Origin of the sequence: Streptosporangium sp. NPDC000563 (assembly GCF_040299985.1) — a bacterium.
Lineage (GTDB): Bacteria > Actinomycetota > Actinomycetes > Streptosporangiales > Streptosporangiaceae > Streptosporangium.
Genome location: NZ_JBEPDA010000007.1, coordinates 229,731 through 247,225, shown reverse-complemented (window position 1 = coordinate 247,225; position 17,495 = coordinate 229,731). Strand labels below are relative to the sequence as shown.

General features: G+C 70.6%; 14 protein-coding genes. 6 read left to right on the top strand and 8 right to left on the bottom strand.

The window, feature by feature from the left end:
* Positions 1 to 67 precede the first annotated feature (67 nt).
* Positions 68 to 1,381: an enolase C-terminal domain-like protein gene (locus ABT352_RS19780; protein WP_350946314.1), complete on the bottom strand. Its 1,314-nt coding sequence runs from the start codon at positions 1,379 to 1,381 to the stop codon at positions 68 to 70.
* 307 nt (positions 1,382 to 1,688) lie between these two features.
* Here ABT352_RS19780 and ABT352_RS19775 point away from each other — a divergent pair, with 307 nt between their 5' ends.
* From ABT352_RS19775 to larE, 5 genes are read left to right on the top strand one after another with little or no spacing between them, the layout of a single operon-like run.
* Complete coding sequence (locus ABT352_RS19775; protein ID WP_350946313.1) at positions 1,689 to 2,489, top strand: FadR/GntR family transcriptional regulator; 801 nt, start codon at positions 1,689 to 1,691, stop codon at positions 2,487 to 2,489.
* A complete protein-coding gene (larA, locus tag ABT352_RS19770) occupies positions 2,486 to 3,766 on the top strand; it encodes a nickel-dependent lactate racemase (protein WP_350946312.1) in 1,281 nt (426 codons plus the stop codon). The genes ABT352_RS19775 and larA overlap by 4 nt, the downstream gene beginning before the upstream one ends.
* Entirely contained in the window at positions 3,763 to 4,500 is a 738-nt protein-coding gene (gene larB, locus ABT352_RS19765) for a nickel pincer cofactor biosynthesis protein LarB (RefSeq protein WP_350946311.1), read from the top strand. The genes larA and larB overlap by 4 nt, the downstream gene beginning before the upstream one ends.
* Entirely contained in the window at positions 4,497 to 5,666 is a 1,170-nt protein-coding gene (gene larC, locus ABT352_RS19760; RefSeq protein ID WP_350946310.1) for a nickel pincer cofactor biosynthesis protein LarC, read from the top strand. Before larB ends, larC begins: the two co-directional genes overlap by 4 nt.
* Before the next feature lie 49 nt (positions 5,667 to 5,715).
* The gene (larE, locus tag ABT352_RS19755) at positions 5,716 to 6,558 is read left to right on the top strand and encodes an ATP-dependent sacrificial sulfur transferase LarE (RefSeq protein ID WP_350946309.1); all 843 of its coding nucleotides are present in this window, start codon (positions 5,716 to 5,718) and stop codon (positions 6,556 to 6,558) included.
* Between the two features lie 161 nt (positions 6,559 to 6,719).
* Here larE and ABT352_RS19750 read toward each other — a convergent pair whose 3' ends face one another.
* The 5 genes from ABT352_RS19750 to ABT352_RS19730 form a co-directional block, all read right to left on the bottom strand.
* Positions 6,720 to 9,092 (bottom strand): NEW3 domain-containing protein, encoded by a 2,373-nt coding sequence (locus tag ABT352_RS19750; protein ID WP_350946308.1) that lies wholly within the window; start codon positions 9,090 to 9,092, stop codon positions 6,720 to 6,722.
* Between the two features lie 79 nt (positions 9,093 to 9,171).
* The gene (locus tag ABT352_RS19745; protein WP_350946307.1) at positions 9,172 to 10,365 is read right to left on the bottom strand and encodes a mandelate racemase/muconate lactonizing enzyme family protein; all 1,194 of its coding nucleotides are present in this window, start codon (positions 10,363 to 10,365) and stop codon (positions 9,172 to 9,174) included.
* A 25-nt stretch (positions 10,366 to 10,390) separates the two neighbouring features.
* Positions 10,391 to 11,218: a carbohydrate ABC transporter permease gene (locus tag ABT352_RS19740; protein WP_350946306.1), complete on the bottom strand. Its 828-nt coding sequence runs from the start codon at positions 11,216 to 11,218 to the stop codon at positions 10,391 to 10,393.
* Positions 11,218 to 12,045 (bottom strand): carbohydrate ABC transporter permease, encoded by an 828-nt coding sequence (locus ABT352_RS19735; protein WP_350946305.1) that lies wholly within the window; start codon positions 12,043 to 12,045, stop codon positions 11,218 to 11,220. Before ABT352_RS19735 ends, ABT352_RS19740 begins: the two co-directional genes overlap by 1 nt.
* A 175-nt stretch (positions 12,046 to 12,220) precedes the next feature.
* Positions 12,221 to 13,495, bottom strand: coding sequence for an ABC transporter substrate-binding protein (locus ABT352_RS19730; RefSeq protein WP_350946304.1), 1,275 nt, complete (start codon positions 13,493 to 13,495; stop codon positions 12,221 to 12,223).
* Positions 13,496 to 13,635: 140 nt separating this feature from the next.
* Here ABT352_RS19730 and ABT352_RS19725 point away from each other — a divergent pair, with 140 nt between their 5' ends.
* Complete coding sequence (locus ABT352_RS19725; RefSeq protein ID WP_350946303.1) at positions 13,636 to 14,406, top strand: FadR/GntR family transcriptional regulator; 771 nt, start codon at positions 13,636 to 13,638, stop codon at positions 14,404 to 14,406.
* Between the two features lie 8 nt (positions 14,407 to 14,414).
* Here ABT352_RS19725 and ABT352_RS19720 read toward each other — a convergent pair whose 3' ends face one another.
* Both ABT352_RS19720 and ABT352_RS19715 read right to left on the bottom strand, forming a co-directional pair.
* Complete coding sequence (locus ABT352_RS19720; RefSeq protein WP_350946302.1) at positions 14,415 to 14,798, bottom strand: helix-turn-helix domain-containing protein; 384 nt, start codon at positions 14,796 to 14,798, stop codon at positions 14,415 to 14,417.
* A 196-nt stretch (positions 14,799 to 14,994) separates the two neighbouring features.
* The gene (locus ABT352_RS19715; RefSeq protein WP_350946301.1) at positions 14,995 to 17,382 is read right to left on the bottom strand and encodes a ricin-type beta-trefoil lectin domain protein; all 2,388 of its coding nucleotides are present in this window, start codon (positions 17,380 to 17,382) and stop codon (positions 14,995 to 14,997) included.
* Positions 17,383 to 17,495: the final 113 nt, after the last annotated feature.

The window sequence follows — 17,495 nt, the reverse complement described above, 5'->3', positions numbered from 1 at the left end:
TCCATGTCGTCGTCCGCGACCAGGTTGGTGCCGGTGGCCGAAACCGTGGAATCGTCGAAGGCACCCATCACGCCACCCCCGTGGCGTCGGCTGCCCACTGGGGGCCGTGCGGGTAGGCGTACTCGGCGCGGGACGCCGGACGCATCTCGGCACCTCCACCCGGCTTGACGGGGACGACGTATCGGCCGTCCTCGATCACCACAGGGTCGGTGAAGTGCTCGTGAAGGTGGTCGATGTACTCGATGACGCGGTTCTCGGTGGTGCCGGTGACGGCCACGTAGTCGAACATCGACAGGTGCTGGACCATCTCGCACAGTCCGACGCCGCCCGCGTGCGGGCACACCGGCACACCGAACTTGGCGGCGAGCAGCAGGATGGCGATGTTCTCGTTGACCCCGGCGACCCTCGCCGCGTCGAGCTGCAGGATGTCGATCGCGCCCGCCTGCAGGAACTGCTTGAACATCACCCGGTTGTGGCCGTGCTCGCCGGTGGCGACCTTGACGGGCGCGACCCGCTCACGGATGGCGGCATGGCCGAGCACGTCGTCGGGGGAGGTGGGCTCCTCGATCCAGTACACGTCGAACTCGGCGAGGGCGGCCATCCGCTCGATCGCCTGGCCGACGCTCCAGGCCTGGTTGGCGTCCACGGCGATGCGCACCTCGGGGCCGACCGCCTCGCGCGCCAGGCGTACGCGCCGGACGTCCTCGGCGGGGTCGGCGCCGACCTTCAGCTTGATCAGGCCGAACCCGTCGGCGACCGCCTCCTTGGACAGCCGGACCAGCTTGTCGTCGGTGTAGCCGAGCCAGCCGGGGGTGGTGGTGTAGGCCGGGTAACCCTCGGCGAGCAGGCGTGCCTGGCGCTCGGCGCGGCCGGGCTCGGCGGCGCGCAGGATGGCCAGCGCCTCCTCGCGGGTGAGCGCGTCCTCCAGGTAGCGGAAGTCGACGACGTCGACGATCTCCTCGGGGGACAGTTCCGCCAGCAGCCGCCACAGCGGCTTGCCCTCCCTGCGCGCCCGAAGGTCCCACAGAGCGTTGAGCACGGCCCCGGCCGCCATGTGGATGACGCCCTTCTCCGGGCCGAGCCAGCGCAGCTGGCTGTCGCCGGTGAGCCGGCGCGACACCCCGCCGAGATCGCCGAGCACCTCGGAGACCGGCCGTCCGGTGACCAGCGGCGCCAGCGACTCCACGGCGGCGACGGCGATCTCGTTGCCGCGCCCGACGGTGAAGGCGAGCGCGTGCCCCTCCTGCCCGCCGTCGGTCCGCACGATCACGTAGGCGGCGGAGTAGTCGGGCTCGGGGTTCATGGCGTCGGAACCGTCGAGGTGCCGAGAGGTGGGGAAGCGGATGTCGTGGGCCTCGACCGCGGTGATCAGCTCCGTCACGGGGTCCCGCTCCGGTGATGCGTGCGCACGAAGGTCTACCTCCAGTGGATGTTTCCGGAAGATGAAGAGATCTTCACCACATGGACATGGGATGTCTTTGTAATCCTCCTGACGTGATGTGTCTAGACCTTCCGGCGAAATACCGTGAACGTTGCACAAAAGTCCGATATTTGGTGCCTTGTCGTGCGTCATGTGGCCCGTGTCCGCTCCCCGGGAATCCGGCTCTCGCGTGAACATGGGATGTCTGTTATGTTCCGGCGGTGACCTGCGTATCGATCGAGCGACTCCACGACCGGAGGTCGCGCCCGTGTCCCTGACCGACGAGGCGATCTCCCGCATCCGGGCGCTCGTCCAGTCGGGGGAGCTGCCCCCGGGGTCGCGGCTTCCCCCGGAACACCAGCTCGCCGCCCAGCTCGGCGTCTCCCGCAACCCGTTGCGCGAGGCGGTCAAGGCACTCGTCGTGGCCAGGGTGCTCGACGTGCGGCGCGGCGACGGCACCTACGTCACCAGCCTGGAGCCGAGGCTGCTGCTGGAAGGGCTGGGACTCGCCGTCGAGCTGCTGCGCGACGACACCCTGCTGGAGATCGTCCAGGTGCGGCGGATGCTGGAGCCCGCGGCGACCGCACTGGCCGCGTCCAGGATCTCCGCCGCCCAGCTCGCCGAGATCGGCGAGCACCTGGCCGCGATGCGCGAGGCGAGCGACGACGTGGAGAAGCTGATCCACCACGACGCCGCCTTCCACCGCGCCGTGGTGCGGGCGACAGGCAACGAGACGCTCTCCACCCTGCTCGACGGGATCTCCGGCCACACCCTGCGGATGCGGGTGTGGCGCGGCACGGTCGAGGCCGGCAGCTCGCACAAGACCGTCGCCGAGCACGAGGCGATCTACAACGCCCTCGCCGCCGGCGACGCGACGCTCGCCCAGGCGGCGGCACTGATGCACATCGGCACGACCGAGACGTGGATCCGCTCGGTGCTCGAAGACGTCGAGAACTCCCCGAGCGAGGCCGACGGTGATCAGGCACCGCCCGGCAGCGGCCTCGCCGACGGGCTCTGGCAGGATCTCGGGGGAGACACGGGGGAGAGGGAGACGAGGGAGACACGGTGAAGATACGCCTGGCCTACGGGGAGACCGGCCTCACGGTCGAACTGCCGGACACGGCCACCACGGTGGTCACCCCCGTACACCACGAGGCCGCGCCCGACCAGATGGGCGTGCTGCGGGCGGCCCTGCGCGATCCGGTGGCCGGGCCGCCGCTGCGCGAGAGGGTACGGCCGGGACAGACCGTCGCCATCTCGGCCTGCGACGGCACCCGTCCCCAGCCGCGGCACCTGATGATCCCGGCGATCCTCGACGAACTCGACGGCGTCGTCGACCTCGACGACGTGACCATCCTGGTGGCGACCGGCACCCACCGCGGCAACACCGAGGCCGAACTGCGCGCGATGTTCGGCGACGCGGTCGTGGACTCCGTGCGTATCGTCAACCACGACGCCCGCGACCCCGGCTCGCTCACCTACCTCGGCCGCTTCGGCAAGGACGTACCGGTGTGGCTGAACACCGCCTGGGTCGAGGCCGACGTGCGGATCACCACCGGTTTCGTGGAGCCACACTTCTTCGCGGGCTTCTCCGGCGGCCCCAAACTCGTCGCCCCCGGCCTGGCCGCGCTGGAGACCGTCCTCACCCTGCACGACGCCGCGCGCATCGGCGACCCCCGGGCCACCTGGGGGGTGATCGAGGGCAACCCCGTGCACGACGACGTGCGGGCGATCGCCGAGGCCACCGGGGTGACCTTCGCCCTCGACGTGATCCTCAACCGGGACAAGGACATCGCGGCGGCGTTCGGCGGCGACATCCTGCCCATGCACGCCGCCGCCACCGCCGCCGCCCGCCGGGTCGCGATGCGGGAGGTCGAGGCGCCCTTCGACGTGGTGGTCACCACCAACTCCGGCTACCCCCTCGACCAGAACCTCTACCAGGCGGTCAAGGGCATGTCGGCGGCGTTCCAGGTGGTCAGGCCGGGTGGCGTGATCGTCTGCGCGGCCGAGTGCCGCGACGGCTTCCCCGACCACGGCTCCTACCGCGAGGTGCTCGCCTCCGAGCCCTCCCCGCAGGCGCTGCTCGACGCGATCGCCGCCAGGCCGGTGACCGTCCCCGACCAGTGGCAGGTGCAGATCCAGGCACGCATCCAGGCCGGCGCCCGGGTGGTGATGCACACCTCCTACCTCGGCGACGCCGACCTGGCGACCGCCCACCTGGAACAGACCGACGACATCGAGGCCACGGTGATCCAGGCGCTGGCCGCCGCCGGCCCCGGCGCCCGGGTGTGCGTGCTCCCCGAGGGGCCGCAGACCATCCCGTACCTGGCCGGCGGCCGGGCGTGAGCGAGCGCGTGGTGGACCTGGGCTTCGCCCGGGTCGACGTGGACCGGGAGGCCCGTCAGGGGACGCCGGAGGTGGTCTACGGGCCCGGCAAGACCGCCGGGGAGATCGCCGCGATCGCGTCCGCCCTGCTCGCCCGCAACGCCGGCCCGGTGCTGGCCACCCGGGTCGAGGAGGCCGACGCCCGGACCGTCCTCGCGGCCGTGCCCGGCGGGTCCCACGACCCGGCGGCGCGGCTGCTGGCATGGCGGCCGGCCGCACCCGGAACCTTCGCGGTCGCGGTCGTCACGGCGGGTACCTCCGACGGGCCGGTGGCGGCCGAGGCCGCGGCCGTGGCCCGGGCGCTCGGCCTCGCCGTCACCGTGATCCGCGACGTGGGCGTCGCGGGCATCCACCGGCTGCTCGCCGAGACCGAGCGGCTCCGCGCGGCCGACGCGGTGATCGTCGTGGCGGGCATGGAAGGCGCGCTCGCCAGCGCCGTCGGAGGTCTCGTGGCGGCGCCGGTGATCGCCGTGCCCACCTCCGTCGGGTACGGCGCGGCCCTGGAGGGCGTCACCGCCCTGCTGGCGATGCTGTCCTCGTGCGCCGCCGGCCTCACCGTCGTCAACATCGACTCCGGCTTCGGCGCCGCCATGGCGGCCCACCGCCTCGCCCACACCGCCACCCGCCGCAGCCTGTCACCACCCCCGCCCACCCCGGCCGGCGTGGAGGCGGCGCGGCCCGGGGGACGGCCGTGATCTGCTGGGTCAACCCGTTCACCGGGCTCGCCGGCGACATGCTGCTGGCGGCGCTCATCGACGCCGGGGCGCCGCTGGAGGGCATCCGCGCGGCGGTGGGATCGACCGGCCTCACCGGCTGGGAGCTGACCGCCGAGCGGGCCCTCAGCCACGGCCTGGCGGCGACCCGGGTACGGGTCACGGTCACCGACACGGCGACCGAGCGACGGGCCGCCGAACTGATCGCGATGGCCGGGGCCGCCCGGCCCGAACCGGTCGCCGCCCTCGCCGGCGACGCGCTGCGGGCGATCGCGGAGGCGGAGGGCCGTATCCACGGCACCGACCCCGGCCGGGTGCACCTGCACGAGCTGGGCGGCCACGACGCGCTCGTGGACATCGTCGGCGTGGCCGCCGCGCTGCACCTGCTCGGCGTCGACACCGTGCACTGCGCCCCGATCCCGCTGGGCACCGGCACGGTGACCACCCGCCACGGCGTACTGCCCGTACCGGCTCCCGCGACCGCCGCCCTGCTGCGAGGGGCGCTGGTGACCGGCAGCGACCTGCCGGGCGAGACCGTGACCCCCACGGGGGCGGCGCTGCTGCGCGCCATGCGAGCGCGATACACCCCGCCGCCGGCGATGACCCCGATGGCGACCGGCTACGGCGCGGGCACCAGGAAACTCCCCGACCGTCCCAACATCGTCGCCGTCACCGTCGCCGAGCCCGCCCGCGACACCGGCACCGAACCCCTCGTCGTCCTGGAGACCAACCTGGACGACGTCACCGGCGAGGTGCTCGGGCACACGATCGCGCGAGCCCTCGACGCCGGCGCCCTGGACGCCTGGGCCACCCCGGCCACCATGAAGAAGGGACGACCGGCGCACGTACTGCACCTGCTGTGCCGCCGTCCCGCCCTCCCCGCCCTGCGCGAACTGATCCTCGCCGAGACCGGCGCGCTCGGCGTGCGCGAGGTCGAGGTCGAGCGCACGGCCCTGCCCCGGCACATCACCGAGGTCGACCTGGAGGGCCATCGCGTACGGGTCAAGCACGGACCCCACTCGGCCAAACCCGAACACGACGACGTGGCCGCGGCCTCGGCCGCCCTCGGCCTGTCCCTGCGTGAGACGGCCGCCAGGGCGCTGCGACTGGCCCACGAGCGGCCCCCCACGCACGAGAGCCCAGGTTGACCTCCTCACCGCACCTCAAGGCGGAGGTCACCACGCGGAAAGGAACACGATGACGGCCCTCGACGCCAAGATCGCCACGCTGCTCGACCGGCTGGCGGCCCTGCCCTCGCTCGCCGTCGCCTTCTCCGGCGGGGTCGACTCCGCGCTGGTGCTGGCGGCGGCGGTCCGCTCGGTAGGGTCCGGCAGAGTCGCCGACAGAGTCCTGGCGGTGACGGCGGTCTCCGACAGCCTGGCGGCCGAGGAACTCGACGCGGCACGGCGGTTCGCGCTCTCGCTCGGCGTACGGCACCTGCTGCCCGGCACCGCCGAGACGGCGAACCCCGGCTACCGGGCGAACGGCCGTGACCGCTGCTACTTCTGCAAGTCGGAGGTGCTCGACGTGATCGGCCGGGTGGCGGCCGACCACGGCTTCGCGCACGTCGCCACCGGCACCAACGCCGACGACGCCGCCGACCCGTTCCGGCCGGGGATCAGGGCCGCCGACGAGCGCGGGGTGCTCGCCCCGCTGCGGGACGCCGGCTTGACCAAGGCCGAGGTACGGCGGGCCTGCAAGGCATGGGACCTGACCGTCTGGGACAAGCCGGCCGCGCCCTGCCTGGCCAGCCGGGTGGCCTACGGCGTGGAGGTGACACCGGCCAGGCTGCACCGCGTCGAGACGGCCGAGCGGGCGGTGCGCCGCCTGCTGGCCGGAGCCGGCCTGACGGTCACCGACCTGCGGGTACGCGACCTCGGCGACCGGGCGCGGGTGGAGTTGGACGCCGACCTGCTGCCCCGGGCCTCAGGCCTGCCGGGCCTGGTCCCCGCCGTACGCGAGGCGGGCTTCCACGGCGCCCAGGTCGACGTGGCGGTCTTCCGCTCCGGAGTGCTGAACATCGAGCCGCTTCGCCCCTGAGCGGTCGCGTGGCCCCCGCGCGCGAGGTCGCCCGCGTGGCCTCGACAGGAAAGGCACCACGGCGGTCCCGGGTTCACCGGACCAGGGCCTGCCGAGGGTGAGCCGTCGACCCTTGGATCGGCCTGATGTCCCGGAGGCTTGGCGCGTCGGCCTCCGGGACGTCAGGCCGGCGTTCCGTCTCCTCGTGACGGGACGGGCGCGGTCAGCGTGAGCGACCTGTTCAGGACGTACTCGGTCTCACCCGCTCGGAACATCACCGACGCCTTGATCTGCGCGCGATCGGCCGGGGACGCGAACGACCCGGGTGCCGTGACCTTCCAGGTCTCGGTGGCCGAGTCGCCGGGGGCGAGCACGTCTCTCACCGGTTCGCCGGCGCGTTCGGCCCTCCAGCCCCGCAAGGCGGCGATCGAGACGGCCAGGCCGGTGGCCGGACGCTCGCCCAGGTTCTCCACCGTGACGGTGACGATCGTCGAACCACCGGCCCCCACGGTGACCGGATCGGCCGACAGGAAGGCGCCGGCCGGGGGACGCCGCGGGTCGGGGGCGCCGCGGTACGGCCCGGCGGGACCCGCTTCGTAGATCACCCGGCTGGCCTCGATCGGGAGGTTGCCGTCGGTGACGACGACGTTGCCGCGGACGACGTTGCCGCGGTCGCCGTCGGCGATGCCGGTGACGGCGGGGTTGGTGGTGTAGTTCCCGACCAGGGTGAGATCACCGGTGTGGTTGGCGACGCCGTTGTTGGCGTGCGCCCACTGCTCCGCGGTGTCGGCGAACACGTTGCGGCGCACGCTCAGGTACCGGGCACCCTCGTCGAAGTACAGGCCGTACTGGCCGCTGTTCTCGCAGAAGTTCTCCTCGACGCGGCCGCGGGGTATCGCCGAGAGCGCGTAGATGCAGCCGGCGGCGTACATCGTCCGCACCACGTCGCGCACGTGGTTGCCCACGATGTGGACGTCACTCAGAGTCGTGGGCGTGTCGTGGACCGGCTGGAAGCGGTAGAGCCCGCGATCGACGTAGTCGGGGCTGCCGCCCGCGTCGTTGGCGCCCCAGCCGTAACCGACGCCGATGCCGATGTAGGGCATCTCGGAGACGTGGTTGTGCTCGATGGTCAGCCGCGTGACGTAGGTGGCGAGAATCGCGGCCTGGTCCAGGTATTCGAGCGCGGTCGCGTGGACGCGGTTGTCGCTGATCACGATGTCGCTGTTGACCATACGGGGGTCGGACGGATGGTGCGCGTCGGGGCGCACGCCGCCGACCACGATCCCGCCGCCGGCACTCGCGGTGAACGTGCTCCCCACCACCGAGACCCGGTGCGCGCCCAGCCCCACGCCGGTGGCATGGGCGCCCGCGTCGTTGCCGATGCCGAGCCCGACGGAACCGAGGTTGACGAAGGTGCTGTCGAGGAACCCGATGTCGTCGGCCGCCGACACCTGCACCGCCGCGGGCGCCTGTGCCCAGTCGTTACGAGACGCCTCGAGTCCCGTGCAGCCGACGGAGCACGAGGTGAACGCGTCGGCCGGTCGGCGGGGCTGGACGCCGCTGATGAACACGCCGGTCTGCTGGTTGGCGTACCCGTCGGACGAACCGGGACGCAGCCACGTGGTGCCGGTGAAGGTGAGGCCCTCGAATCGCAGGTTGCGGGCGGGCTCGTCGTAGGTGCCGCCGACCTGGAGCAGCGATTCCAGCCGCGGCAGCTCCACCCGCGCGCGCGAGAGGTCCTGCCCCGGGAGCGGTTTGTAGTAGAGCGTCCCCGTCGCCGGGTCCAGATACCACTCGCCGGGCTCGGTCAGGAAACTCCTGGAGTTGAGCAGGAAGAACGTCGGGGTGCGGAACGGAGCCTGGACGGTGTCGTAGCCGTAGGTGTTGTTGTCCCAGGCGGGCTGTTGCATGACGACCGTCGATCCGGAGACGCTCCGCAGCGGCGCGAACCGGTTGGTGAACGTCAGCATCGCCTGCAGTTCGATGCGCCCCTGGTCGGGCAGGGTGGCCAGGTAGGCGAGATCGGGGTTGTCGACGGTGAAACCGGTCGCGGTCGGCGTGATGTCGCTGGGTGCCAGCCTGATCCGCGCGCGTCGCGCGAGGACCCCGTCGACGTAGAGCTGCCGGGTGTCGAATCCGGTGCCGACCCGGGCCCGGTAGACGCCCGTGGCGGTGTCGTCGGGGTCGTCGGGGTCGTCGGGTTCCCAGCCGGTGACGGGCCGGGCGCCGCTCAGTACGGGCCTGGCCCCGCGCGCCGCCCTCCAGGTCACGGTGTGCCCGCCGCGCCCGGAGTCGGCGGCGTCCAGGCGCAGCGGCGAGAGCAGCCGGTGGATCCCGTCCAGGAGCAGGACGACGACGTCGCGGTCGCCCTCGGCCGCCGCCTCGCGTGCCCGCCGCCGTGCCTCCCACAGGGTCGCCAGTGGCCGCTCCGCGGTGCCGGGGCCGCCGTCGTCGGCGTTCTCGGCACCGGTGGGCGCGACCACGATCGTGTGGCCGGCCCGTGAGGTCTGCGCCGGGGCCGAGGCGCGTCTGTGTGGCACGAACGACGAACGCACGCGCGTTCCTTTCTTCCGGCCCGGGACGCTCATCCGGCCCGGGGACACGACGTGGGCGTTTGGTGTCGAACGGTGAGGGCTACCTCGGTGTTCGGTCGCGCAGGTCCACGGCCAGGGGGGCGAGCAGGCGCTGCTGCGCGACCTGATCGTGATCGGTCACCGAGAGCAGCCGGCGTCCGGCCTGCTCGGGGCGGACGCCGGGGCCGTCGGCCGTCAGGGTCCCCGGCCGGTGGGTGAACCCCCTGATGACGTCCTCGTCGACCGTGACGCCCAGGCCGGGTGAGTCCCCGAGGTGGAACGCGCCGTCCTCGACGTGCAGGTCGACGGACACCCCCAGTGGCGGACGCAGGTCCTGCAACTCGCTGGCGATGTGGTTCGGCACCGAGGTCGCGGCGTGCAGCAGGCCGATCGGGATGTTGCCGATCGGGCTGACCGGCAGATCGTGGGCGTGAGCCAGGGCCGACACCCGCAGGAAATGGGAGACACCCCAGACCGCGGCCGTCTGCACGATGTCGACGGCTCCCGCGGCCAGCAGCGGGCGATACTGCTCAAGTCCGGTGAGGTTCTCCCCGGTGGCGACCGACGCGCGGATCCCCCTGCCGACGGTGGCATGGCCCTCGGCGTCCCACCGCCGGACGGGCTCCTCGATCCAGGTGAGATCCAGGGTGCGCTCCAGCTCGCAGACGTGCCGGATCGCCTGTTTGCGCGACCACGACTCGTTCACGTCGAGCATCAGGCCCGGCCGCCTTCCGTGCCCGGCCTCGGTCAGGACCTCCTGCACCAGCGTCAGGCGGTGCCTGTCCCGCTCGATGTCGAGGCCGCCCTTGATCTTGGCGGCCCGCAGGCCGTACCGGGCGTAGACCTCGTAGGCCGAGACGAGCTCGTCGTCGGTCAGGCCGATGTCCAGGCCGGAGGCGTAGGCGGGGACCCGCCTGTCGCGCCCGCCCAGCAGACGCCAGAGCGGTTCGCCGGCGATCTTCGCCTTGATGTCCCACAGGGCGGTGTCCATGGCGCCGATGGTCCCGAACACCGCGCCCGCGTGGCCCGCCTTGAAGGTCTGCCGCAGCATGCGGTCGTACAGCGCCGCCACACCGCGCGGGTCCTCGCCCTCGATGGCGGCGAAGACGCCGTCGATCTCCACGTGAGGTCCGATGCCGACACCGGTGATCCCCTCGTCGGTGTCCACCATGACGATGGACACCGGAACGACGCCGTCGGCGTAGAGGCCGTTGGAATCACCGACAGGACGGTCCCATTCCTGGACCGTCGTCAAAGTGCGATACCCCGAAATACGCATGTCAGCCCTTCGTGGAACCGGCGGTGACCCCGTCGGCGATCTGGCGCTGGAGAAAGAGATAGATCATCAACATGGGGACGGCGGCGATCAGCACCCCGGAGGCGAAGGTGGGGATGTTGTCGGAGTACTGTCCACGCAGCGAGGTGACCCCGACCATGAGGGTGCGGTGGTCGGCCGACGGCATCATCAGCAGGGCGATGAGCACGTCGTTCCAGCAGAACAGCGTGTTGAGAATGCCGACCGACAGCAGCGCCGGAGTGCCCATGGGCAGCATGATCCGCCGGTAGACGCCGTACGTGGTGTTCCCGTCGATCCTCGCCGCGTCGACGATCTCCGCCGGGATGGTCTTGTAGTAACTCGTCATCAGGAAGATGGTGAACGGCAGGAACTGCGCGACGTAGGCGAGGATCAACCCCGGGTAGGTGTCGATGAGGCCGCTGTCGGCCATGACCCGCGCGAGCGGCACCATGATCACCTGAAACGGGATGAGCAGCGCCGCGAGACAGCCGAGGAAAAGCACCTTGGAACCGCGAAACCGCAGCTGGCTCAGCGCGAAGCCCGCCATCGACCCGAAGAGGAGCAGCAGGACCACCGAGATCGTCACCACGATGAGCGAGTTGGCGAAGTATCGTGCCATGCCGACGCTGGTCCACGCCGTGACGATGTTCTCCCACTGCAGGGAGGTCGTCAGGGCGAAGCGGTCGAGGACGTACTCACGCCGGGTCTTCAGGGCGACGTTGACGGTGAACACGAGGGGGTAGATCGTCGCCAGCGCGAGGAGCGCCATCGGAACGGCGAGCACCCACCTGATCAGTCTCTTGCCGAGCATCAGTCCTGCCTCCCCGCGCGGCGGAGCACGCTGATCTGCAGGAGCCCCACCACGAGCATGATGAGGAAGAGGACCGTCGACGCGGCCGAGGCGAGCGCCGGGCGGTTCATCTGTCCCTGCTGGATCCAGACGTAGTACTCCGGCAGGTAGGTGGACCCCTCCGGGCCGCCGCTGGTCATGACGTACAGCAGGCCGAACATGGATGTCAGCATCCCGATCATCGTGGTCACGAAGACGAACTGAATGGTGCGGGTCAGGCCCGGGATGATCACGTGCCAGATGGTCTGCGGGAGCGACGCGCCGTCCATCCTGGCCGCGTCCAGGAGCGCGGAGTCCAGGGTGGCGAATCCGGCGAGGAACACCACCAGGGCCATCCCGAACGTCGCCCAGATCTGCACGCCGACCACCGCGAACATGGCGACGTCCGGATCGCCGAGCCAGTCGACCGGGCCGAGGCCGATCGTCGCGAGGATGGAGTTCAGCGGGCCGTCGAAGGCGAGCATCAGGTTGAAGATCGCACCGACGATCACCGGGGAGAGCACGGCAGGGAAGAAGTAGACGCTGCGGAAGACCCGGTGCCCGGGAACGCGCAGGTAGATGAACGTCGCGAGCAGCCCGGGGATGGCCACCGCGACGGGAAGCAGCAGCACCAGCAGCAAGACATTGCGCAGCGCGCTCTGGAACGTCGCGTCCTGGAACATCTCCAGGTAGTTGTCGAAGCCGACCATCGCCCCGTTGCGCTCACCGTCGCCGGTGAAGGAGAAGTTGACGCCCAGCAGCAGCGGCCACAGCCGCAGGGCCACGATGATCAGTAGGGCAGGAGCCACCAGGACGTAAGGCGCGAGGCGCTCGGAGCGCAACGAGCGGGAGGGCGGCCGGGAAACGATCCCGGCGTCGGCGCAGCGTGCCCGCTGCTCTGCTTCCCTCGTTCCGCCCGCACCGCCTGCCCGCCCGGAACCGACCGGGCGGGCAGACGGCGAAGAATCTCTGACCGGCACGAGATCAGCTCGCCCGATCCGAGGCGGCCAGCTGCTCCACTACCTCGTCGACGGTCGCCGAGCCGCTCAGGAGCTGCTGGGAAAGCCTTCCCATCAGGTCCAGGGTCTTGGAGGACAGCGCGACATGCAGCGCGGGCTTGCCTTCCTTGAGCTGGGAGACGAGCGTGCCGACGGCCGCGGGGGCCTGCGAGACGTCGATCGTGGTGTCGGACGCGATCGCGCCGGCGTCGGAGTAGAAGGAGGTGAGGGCGTCGGTGGTGGTCAGCGACCGCACCAGGTCGGCGGCGAGCTTGGGGTCCTTCGCCCACTTCGCGACGCCGTAGCCGATGCCACCGTCGTAGGCGAGGCTCGGGGTCACCCCGTCGGTGACGACCGGAGCGGGCATGACGCCGAGCTTGTCGGCCCCCAGGAACTCGCTGAAGTCCTTCCAGTGCCCGATGTCGGACATCAGGCCGATGATGTGGGCGGCCTTGCCGGAGTTGAAGATCGTGAAGGCGTCGTTGAACATCGCGGTCGAGTTGGCCCCGTCGTTGTTCAGCTTCGCGTCGCCGGTGTCCTTCCACAGCTTGAAGATCTTCTTCACGTTGGGGGAGTCCCAGACGCGCTTCCCAGCGATCCAGTCGTCGTACTCCTGTGCCGTCAGGATGCCCGAGCCGAGGCCCGACATGAAGAACTGGATGCCGGCGCCCTCCTTGTTGCCGAGCGCGAAGCACCTGGCCCCGGTCGCCTTCTTGATGGTGGCGCAGTCGTCGAGGAACTTGTCCCAGGTGGTGGCGGGGCTCGCCGGGTCGAGTCCCGCCTTCTCGTACAGCGTCTTGTTGTAGTAGATCGGGTGGCCCTGCAACGTCAGCGGCGCGGCGTAGATCTTGCCTGCCTCGCTGAACGCGTCCCAGCCCGCCAGGCGCTGCTTGTCCTCGGCCACGTACTGGTCGAGCGGAAGGAGCGCGTCCACGCGGTCGCGGATCTGGCCGCCTCCGTTGAAGAGCATGACGTCGGGCCCCGCGCTGGACTGGATCGCCGAGCCCAGCAGGGTGTAGTACTGGTCGAAGGGCTGGGCCACGAACTCGACCGTGACGTCCGGGTGCTTCTTGGCGAAGTCGTCCTTCGCCTTCTGGATGTAGTTGGCGGCGGACGCCTCACCCGATTTCCAGTCCCAGACCACGAGTTTCGTGACCTTGCCGGACTCGCTCGGCGACGACGTGGGTCGCGTGGCGCTTCCGCAGCCGGTCAAGACCAGCCCCGCGGCCAGGACGGCCGACCAGAGTGCTCGCTGCTTCATTGCTGTTCACTCTCCAGAGGGTGGCCGGGCTCACCCGGCCTTCGTTTGAGGCGAAACGTAATTCGTATGACGTCTGACGTCAATATGCGTGACATATACTGATGTTGAAATGTGGCGCCGCCCGCGGCACCGGAGGAGATATGACGGCATCACAGGAGTCGCCCCTGAGCTTGGCGTCCCCTCCGGCGTGGGTGCGACGGCCGGCGAACCTCGCCAGGGCGGTCACGGCGGAGCTGGTGGAGCGCATCGTTCGCGGAGCGCACCCGCCCGGCACACCGCTGCCCGCCGAGCCGGTCCTCTGCGAGACCTTCTCGGTGAGCCGGACCGTCATCCGCGAGGCGGTGAAGATCCTTCAGGAGAAGGGGCTGGTGCAGGTCCGCCAGGGCAGCGGCACCATAGTCACCTCGCCGACGATGTGGGACATGCTCGACGAACTCGTCCTCGCGGCGACCATCGCCGAGGACGAGAGCCTGGCGATCCTCGACGACCTCGTCGTCACGCGGCGCGTGCTGGAGTCCGACATGGCGAACCTCGCCGCTCGCCTCGCGGACCAGGACACCATCGATCGGCTGCGTGCGCTGGTGGACCGGATGGACGAGCTCGTGGACGATCATGTCACCTACGCCGACCACGACCGCGCCTTCCACGACACGATCATGCAGGCGTCCGGAAACCGCATCGCCCGCGGCGTGGTGCGGGCACTGGAGAGCCAGGTCATCAACACCGCCCGCTACATGGGCCAGCCCCAGCGGGCACTGTGCGTGGCGTCCAACCTCGGTCATCGCCGTATTTACGAGCACATCGCCGCCCACGACCCCGGCGGCGCCGCCGGGGCGATGTTCACGCACATCACCGAAGCCTGGCTCGTTCGTCGCGGCGGGCCGAGCGATCCCGTACGCCTGGAGCGCTGAGGGCCGGCCTATGGACACGCGTTCCCTCGCGCGGGGTCGCCGGGGAGGTCCGAGGACTCGGTGGAAGGAGCCGGCCCGGTCAGGCCCAGGGCGGTGACGCGCCGTACCAGGGACTCGCGCCGCACCCGGATCTGCCGGCCGTTGTCGTGGCCGGCGAGGGTCGCGGCGCGCACCTCGGCGATGACGTGGGAGTGCGGGACGTTGAGCACCGCGGCGGCCGTGGCGACGCTCACCAGGGGCTCGTCGGGCAGCATCGCGAGCCGTTCGGCGATCATGCGCTCGCGGAACTCGGCGGCGAACCACACGGTGGCGTCACCGATGCCGAGATGAAGGACGAGACCTTCGCGTTCCAGATGCCGCAGGAGGTCGTCGATGTCGCCCGGCGTGCTCATGTGGTGCTTTCCCTCGTGTTCGGTGGTGTGGGCGGGATGGGGACCCGCGTTCCGGCGGCAGTGCCCTCGACTGCCCTCGACTGCCCCCGGAGCGTCCCGGACGGGTGGGGCCCGTCCGCCCCCGCCCCGGCCGGGGGCGGGTGACGGCTTTCGCCGGGGCGGTGGGCCGCCCCGGCGAAGACATGAGACGGCTGGATCAGTTGCGCAGGCTCCAGCGCTGGTTGGCGCCGCCGTTGCAGGCCCAGAGGTTGAGCTTGGTGCCGTTGGCGGTGCCGTTGCTGGGCGCGTCCAGGCACAGCCCTGACTGCACGCCCGTGATGGTGCCGTTGGCGTTGACGTTCCACTGCTGGTTGGTCTGTCCGTTGCAGTCCCAGATCACCACCTGGGTGCCGTTGGCGGTTCCCTGGCCGTAGGCGTCCAGGCACTTGTTGCCGTACACCTGCAGCTGCTTGCCCGCGGTGTGGGTCCAGCGCTGGCTGGTGACGCCGCCGCAGTCCCAGAGATGCACCTGGGCTCCGTTGGCGGTGCTGTTGCCGGTGACGTCGACGCAGCGGTTCGACTGGGCCCCGACGATCTGCGCGCTCTGCTGCGGGTTGCCGCTCGTCTGGGGGCCGGCGGCCGCCATCACGGCCTGGGCTCCCGAGGGCCAGTTGCCGTTGGTGACCGTGACGTTGCCGTTGACGACGTTGCCCCGGTCGCCGTTGGTCACGTTGGTGCTGTTGTTGGTCGACCAGTTGCCGGTGACGGTGAAGTTCCCCATGTTCTCGGCGTACCAGTAGTTGGCGGTGGCCCAGGTGCCGGTGGAGGAGAAGACGTTGTTGCGAGCGGTGTAGTAGCGCGAGCCCTCGTCGAAGTAGAGCCCGAAGTAGCCGTTGGTCCGCAGGCAGTAGTTGTCGCTGATCACCGCGTTCGGGTTCGCCGACAGCGTGTAGATGCATCCGCCGTCGTTCATCTGCTGCATGACGTCGTGCACGTAGTTGCCGGTGAGCCGGTTGTTGGACGCGGTGGTGGCCGTGGTGTACCTCGGCTGGTAGTTGTACAGGCCGCGACCGGCGTAGTGCTCACTGCCGCCGGCGTCGTTGGCGCCCCAGCCGTACCCGATCGACATGCCGGTGTACGGCATGTTGTAGACCTCGTTGTTGGAGACGGTGGCGGTGTTGACGTAGGTGGTCAGGACCGACACGATGCCCCGGTACTCCACGCCGAGGTCGTGGATGCGGTTGTTGCTGACGGTGATGTTCCGGTTCACCATCCGCTGGTCGCCGGGGTGGTGCGCGTCGGCGCGCACGCCGCCGACCACGATGCCGCCGGCCGAGGTGCGGGCGATCTCGGACCGGGTGACGGTGATGTTGCTCGCGCCCAGGCCGACACCGCTGGTGTGGCCGTTGGCGTCGTTGCCGATGCCCACGGCCGTCTGGCCGAGGTTGAAGAACTGCGAGTCGCTGAAGGTGATGTTGTTGGCGGCCGACACCTGCACTGCGGCGGGCATCTGGTACCAGTTCGGCCGGGTGGCCTCGAACTGCGGGCAGCCGTTGTGGCAGGAGGAGAAGGCCGGCCAGTTCCAGTTGCCGGCCATGTAGACGCCGGTCTGCTGGTCCACGTAGCCCTGGTTGCCGCTGGGGCCCATCCAGGTCGTGCCGGTGAAGGTGATTCCGGTGAACGAGATGTGGTGGGCGGGCGCGTCGTAGGTGCCCCCGACGTTCACCAGGGACTGCAGCGTCGGCAGCTCCACGCTGACGTTGCTCATGTTCTGCCCGGCGAGCGGGATGTAGGAGAGCTGGCCTGTCCCGGGGTTGAGGTGCCACTCGCCCGGTGAGTCGAGGAACTCGTAGGCGTTGGCCAGGTAGAGCGGACCCGCCCGGTGCGGGCTGGTGAAGGTGTCGTAGCCGAAGTTGTTGTTGCTCCAGCCGGGCTGCTGCATCGTGATGAAGTTCCCGGTGATGTTCTGCACCCTCACGTACCGGTCGGTGAACGAGCCGACGCTCTCCATCTCGACCTGGTTCTTGTTGGCGAGGTTGTTCAGATAGCTCAGGGCGCCGTTGGTGAAGGAGAGGCCGCTGCTGTTGGCGGTGAAGTCCGACCGGTTCACGGTGGTACGCGCGCGTGTGGCGATGGCACCGTTGACGTAGAGCTGCCGGCTGTCGACCCCGGTGCCGACATTGGCCCGCCAGATGTTCTTCCCTGAGTCGGCGAGCGACCAGCCGGTGACCGCCCTCGCGCCGCTGATCACGGGGCGCGCCGACGGGGCGGCCCGCCATATCACCTGGTATCCGTTGTTACCGGAGTCGGCGGCGGTGAACCGTAGCGGCGCGGAGAGCCGGTACACCCCGTCGGCCAGTTCCACGACGATGTCGCCGGACATCGCGCCGGTGAGCGCCCGCACCGCGGTCTGCGCGGCCGGCAACGAGCACGGCTGGGCGCTGGAGCAGCTGCTGCCGCTGCCGGAGGGGGAGGCGTAGAGGGTCGTGGTGGCCGCGAGGGCGGGGGAGACCGGCGCCACCAGAGCGGCCGCGGCGGTCAATCCGATCGCGGCCGCTCCGGCCAGCATCAGTCTCCGTATCGCGGAGTACGAGAGTTCGAACACGGCATTTCCTTACGTGGGGGGGTGGTGGGAGGGCGGTCGGCGTGCCGCTCTCCCCCGGCGGGCACGCGAAGGTGCCCCGCCGTGGGCGGAATCCCCCGCCGGGAGGGTCGTTC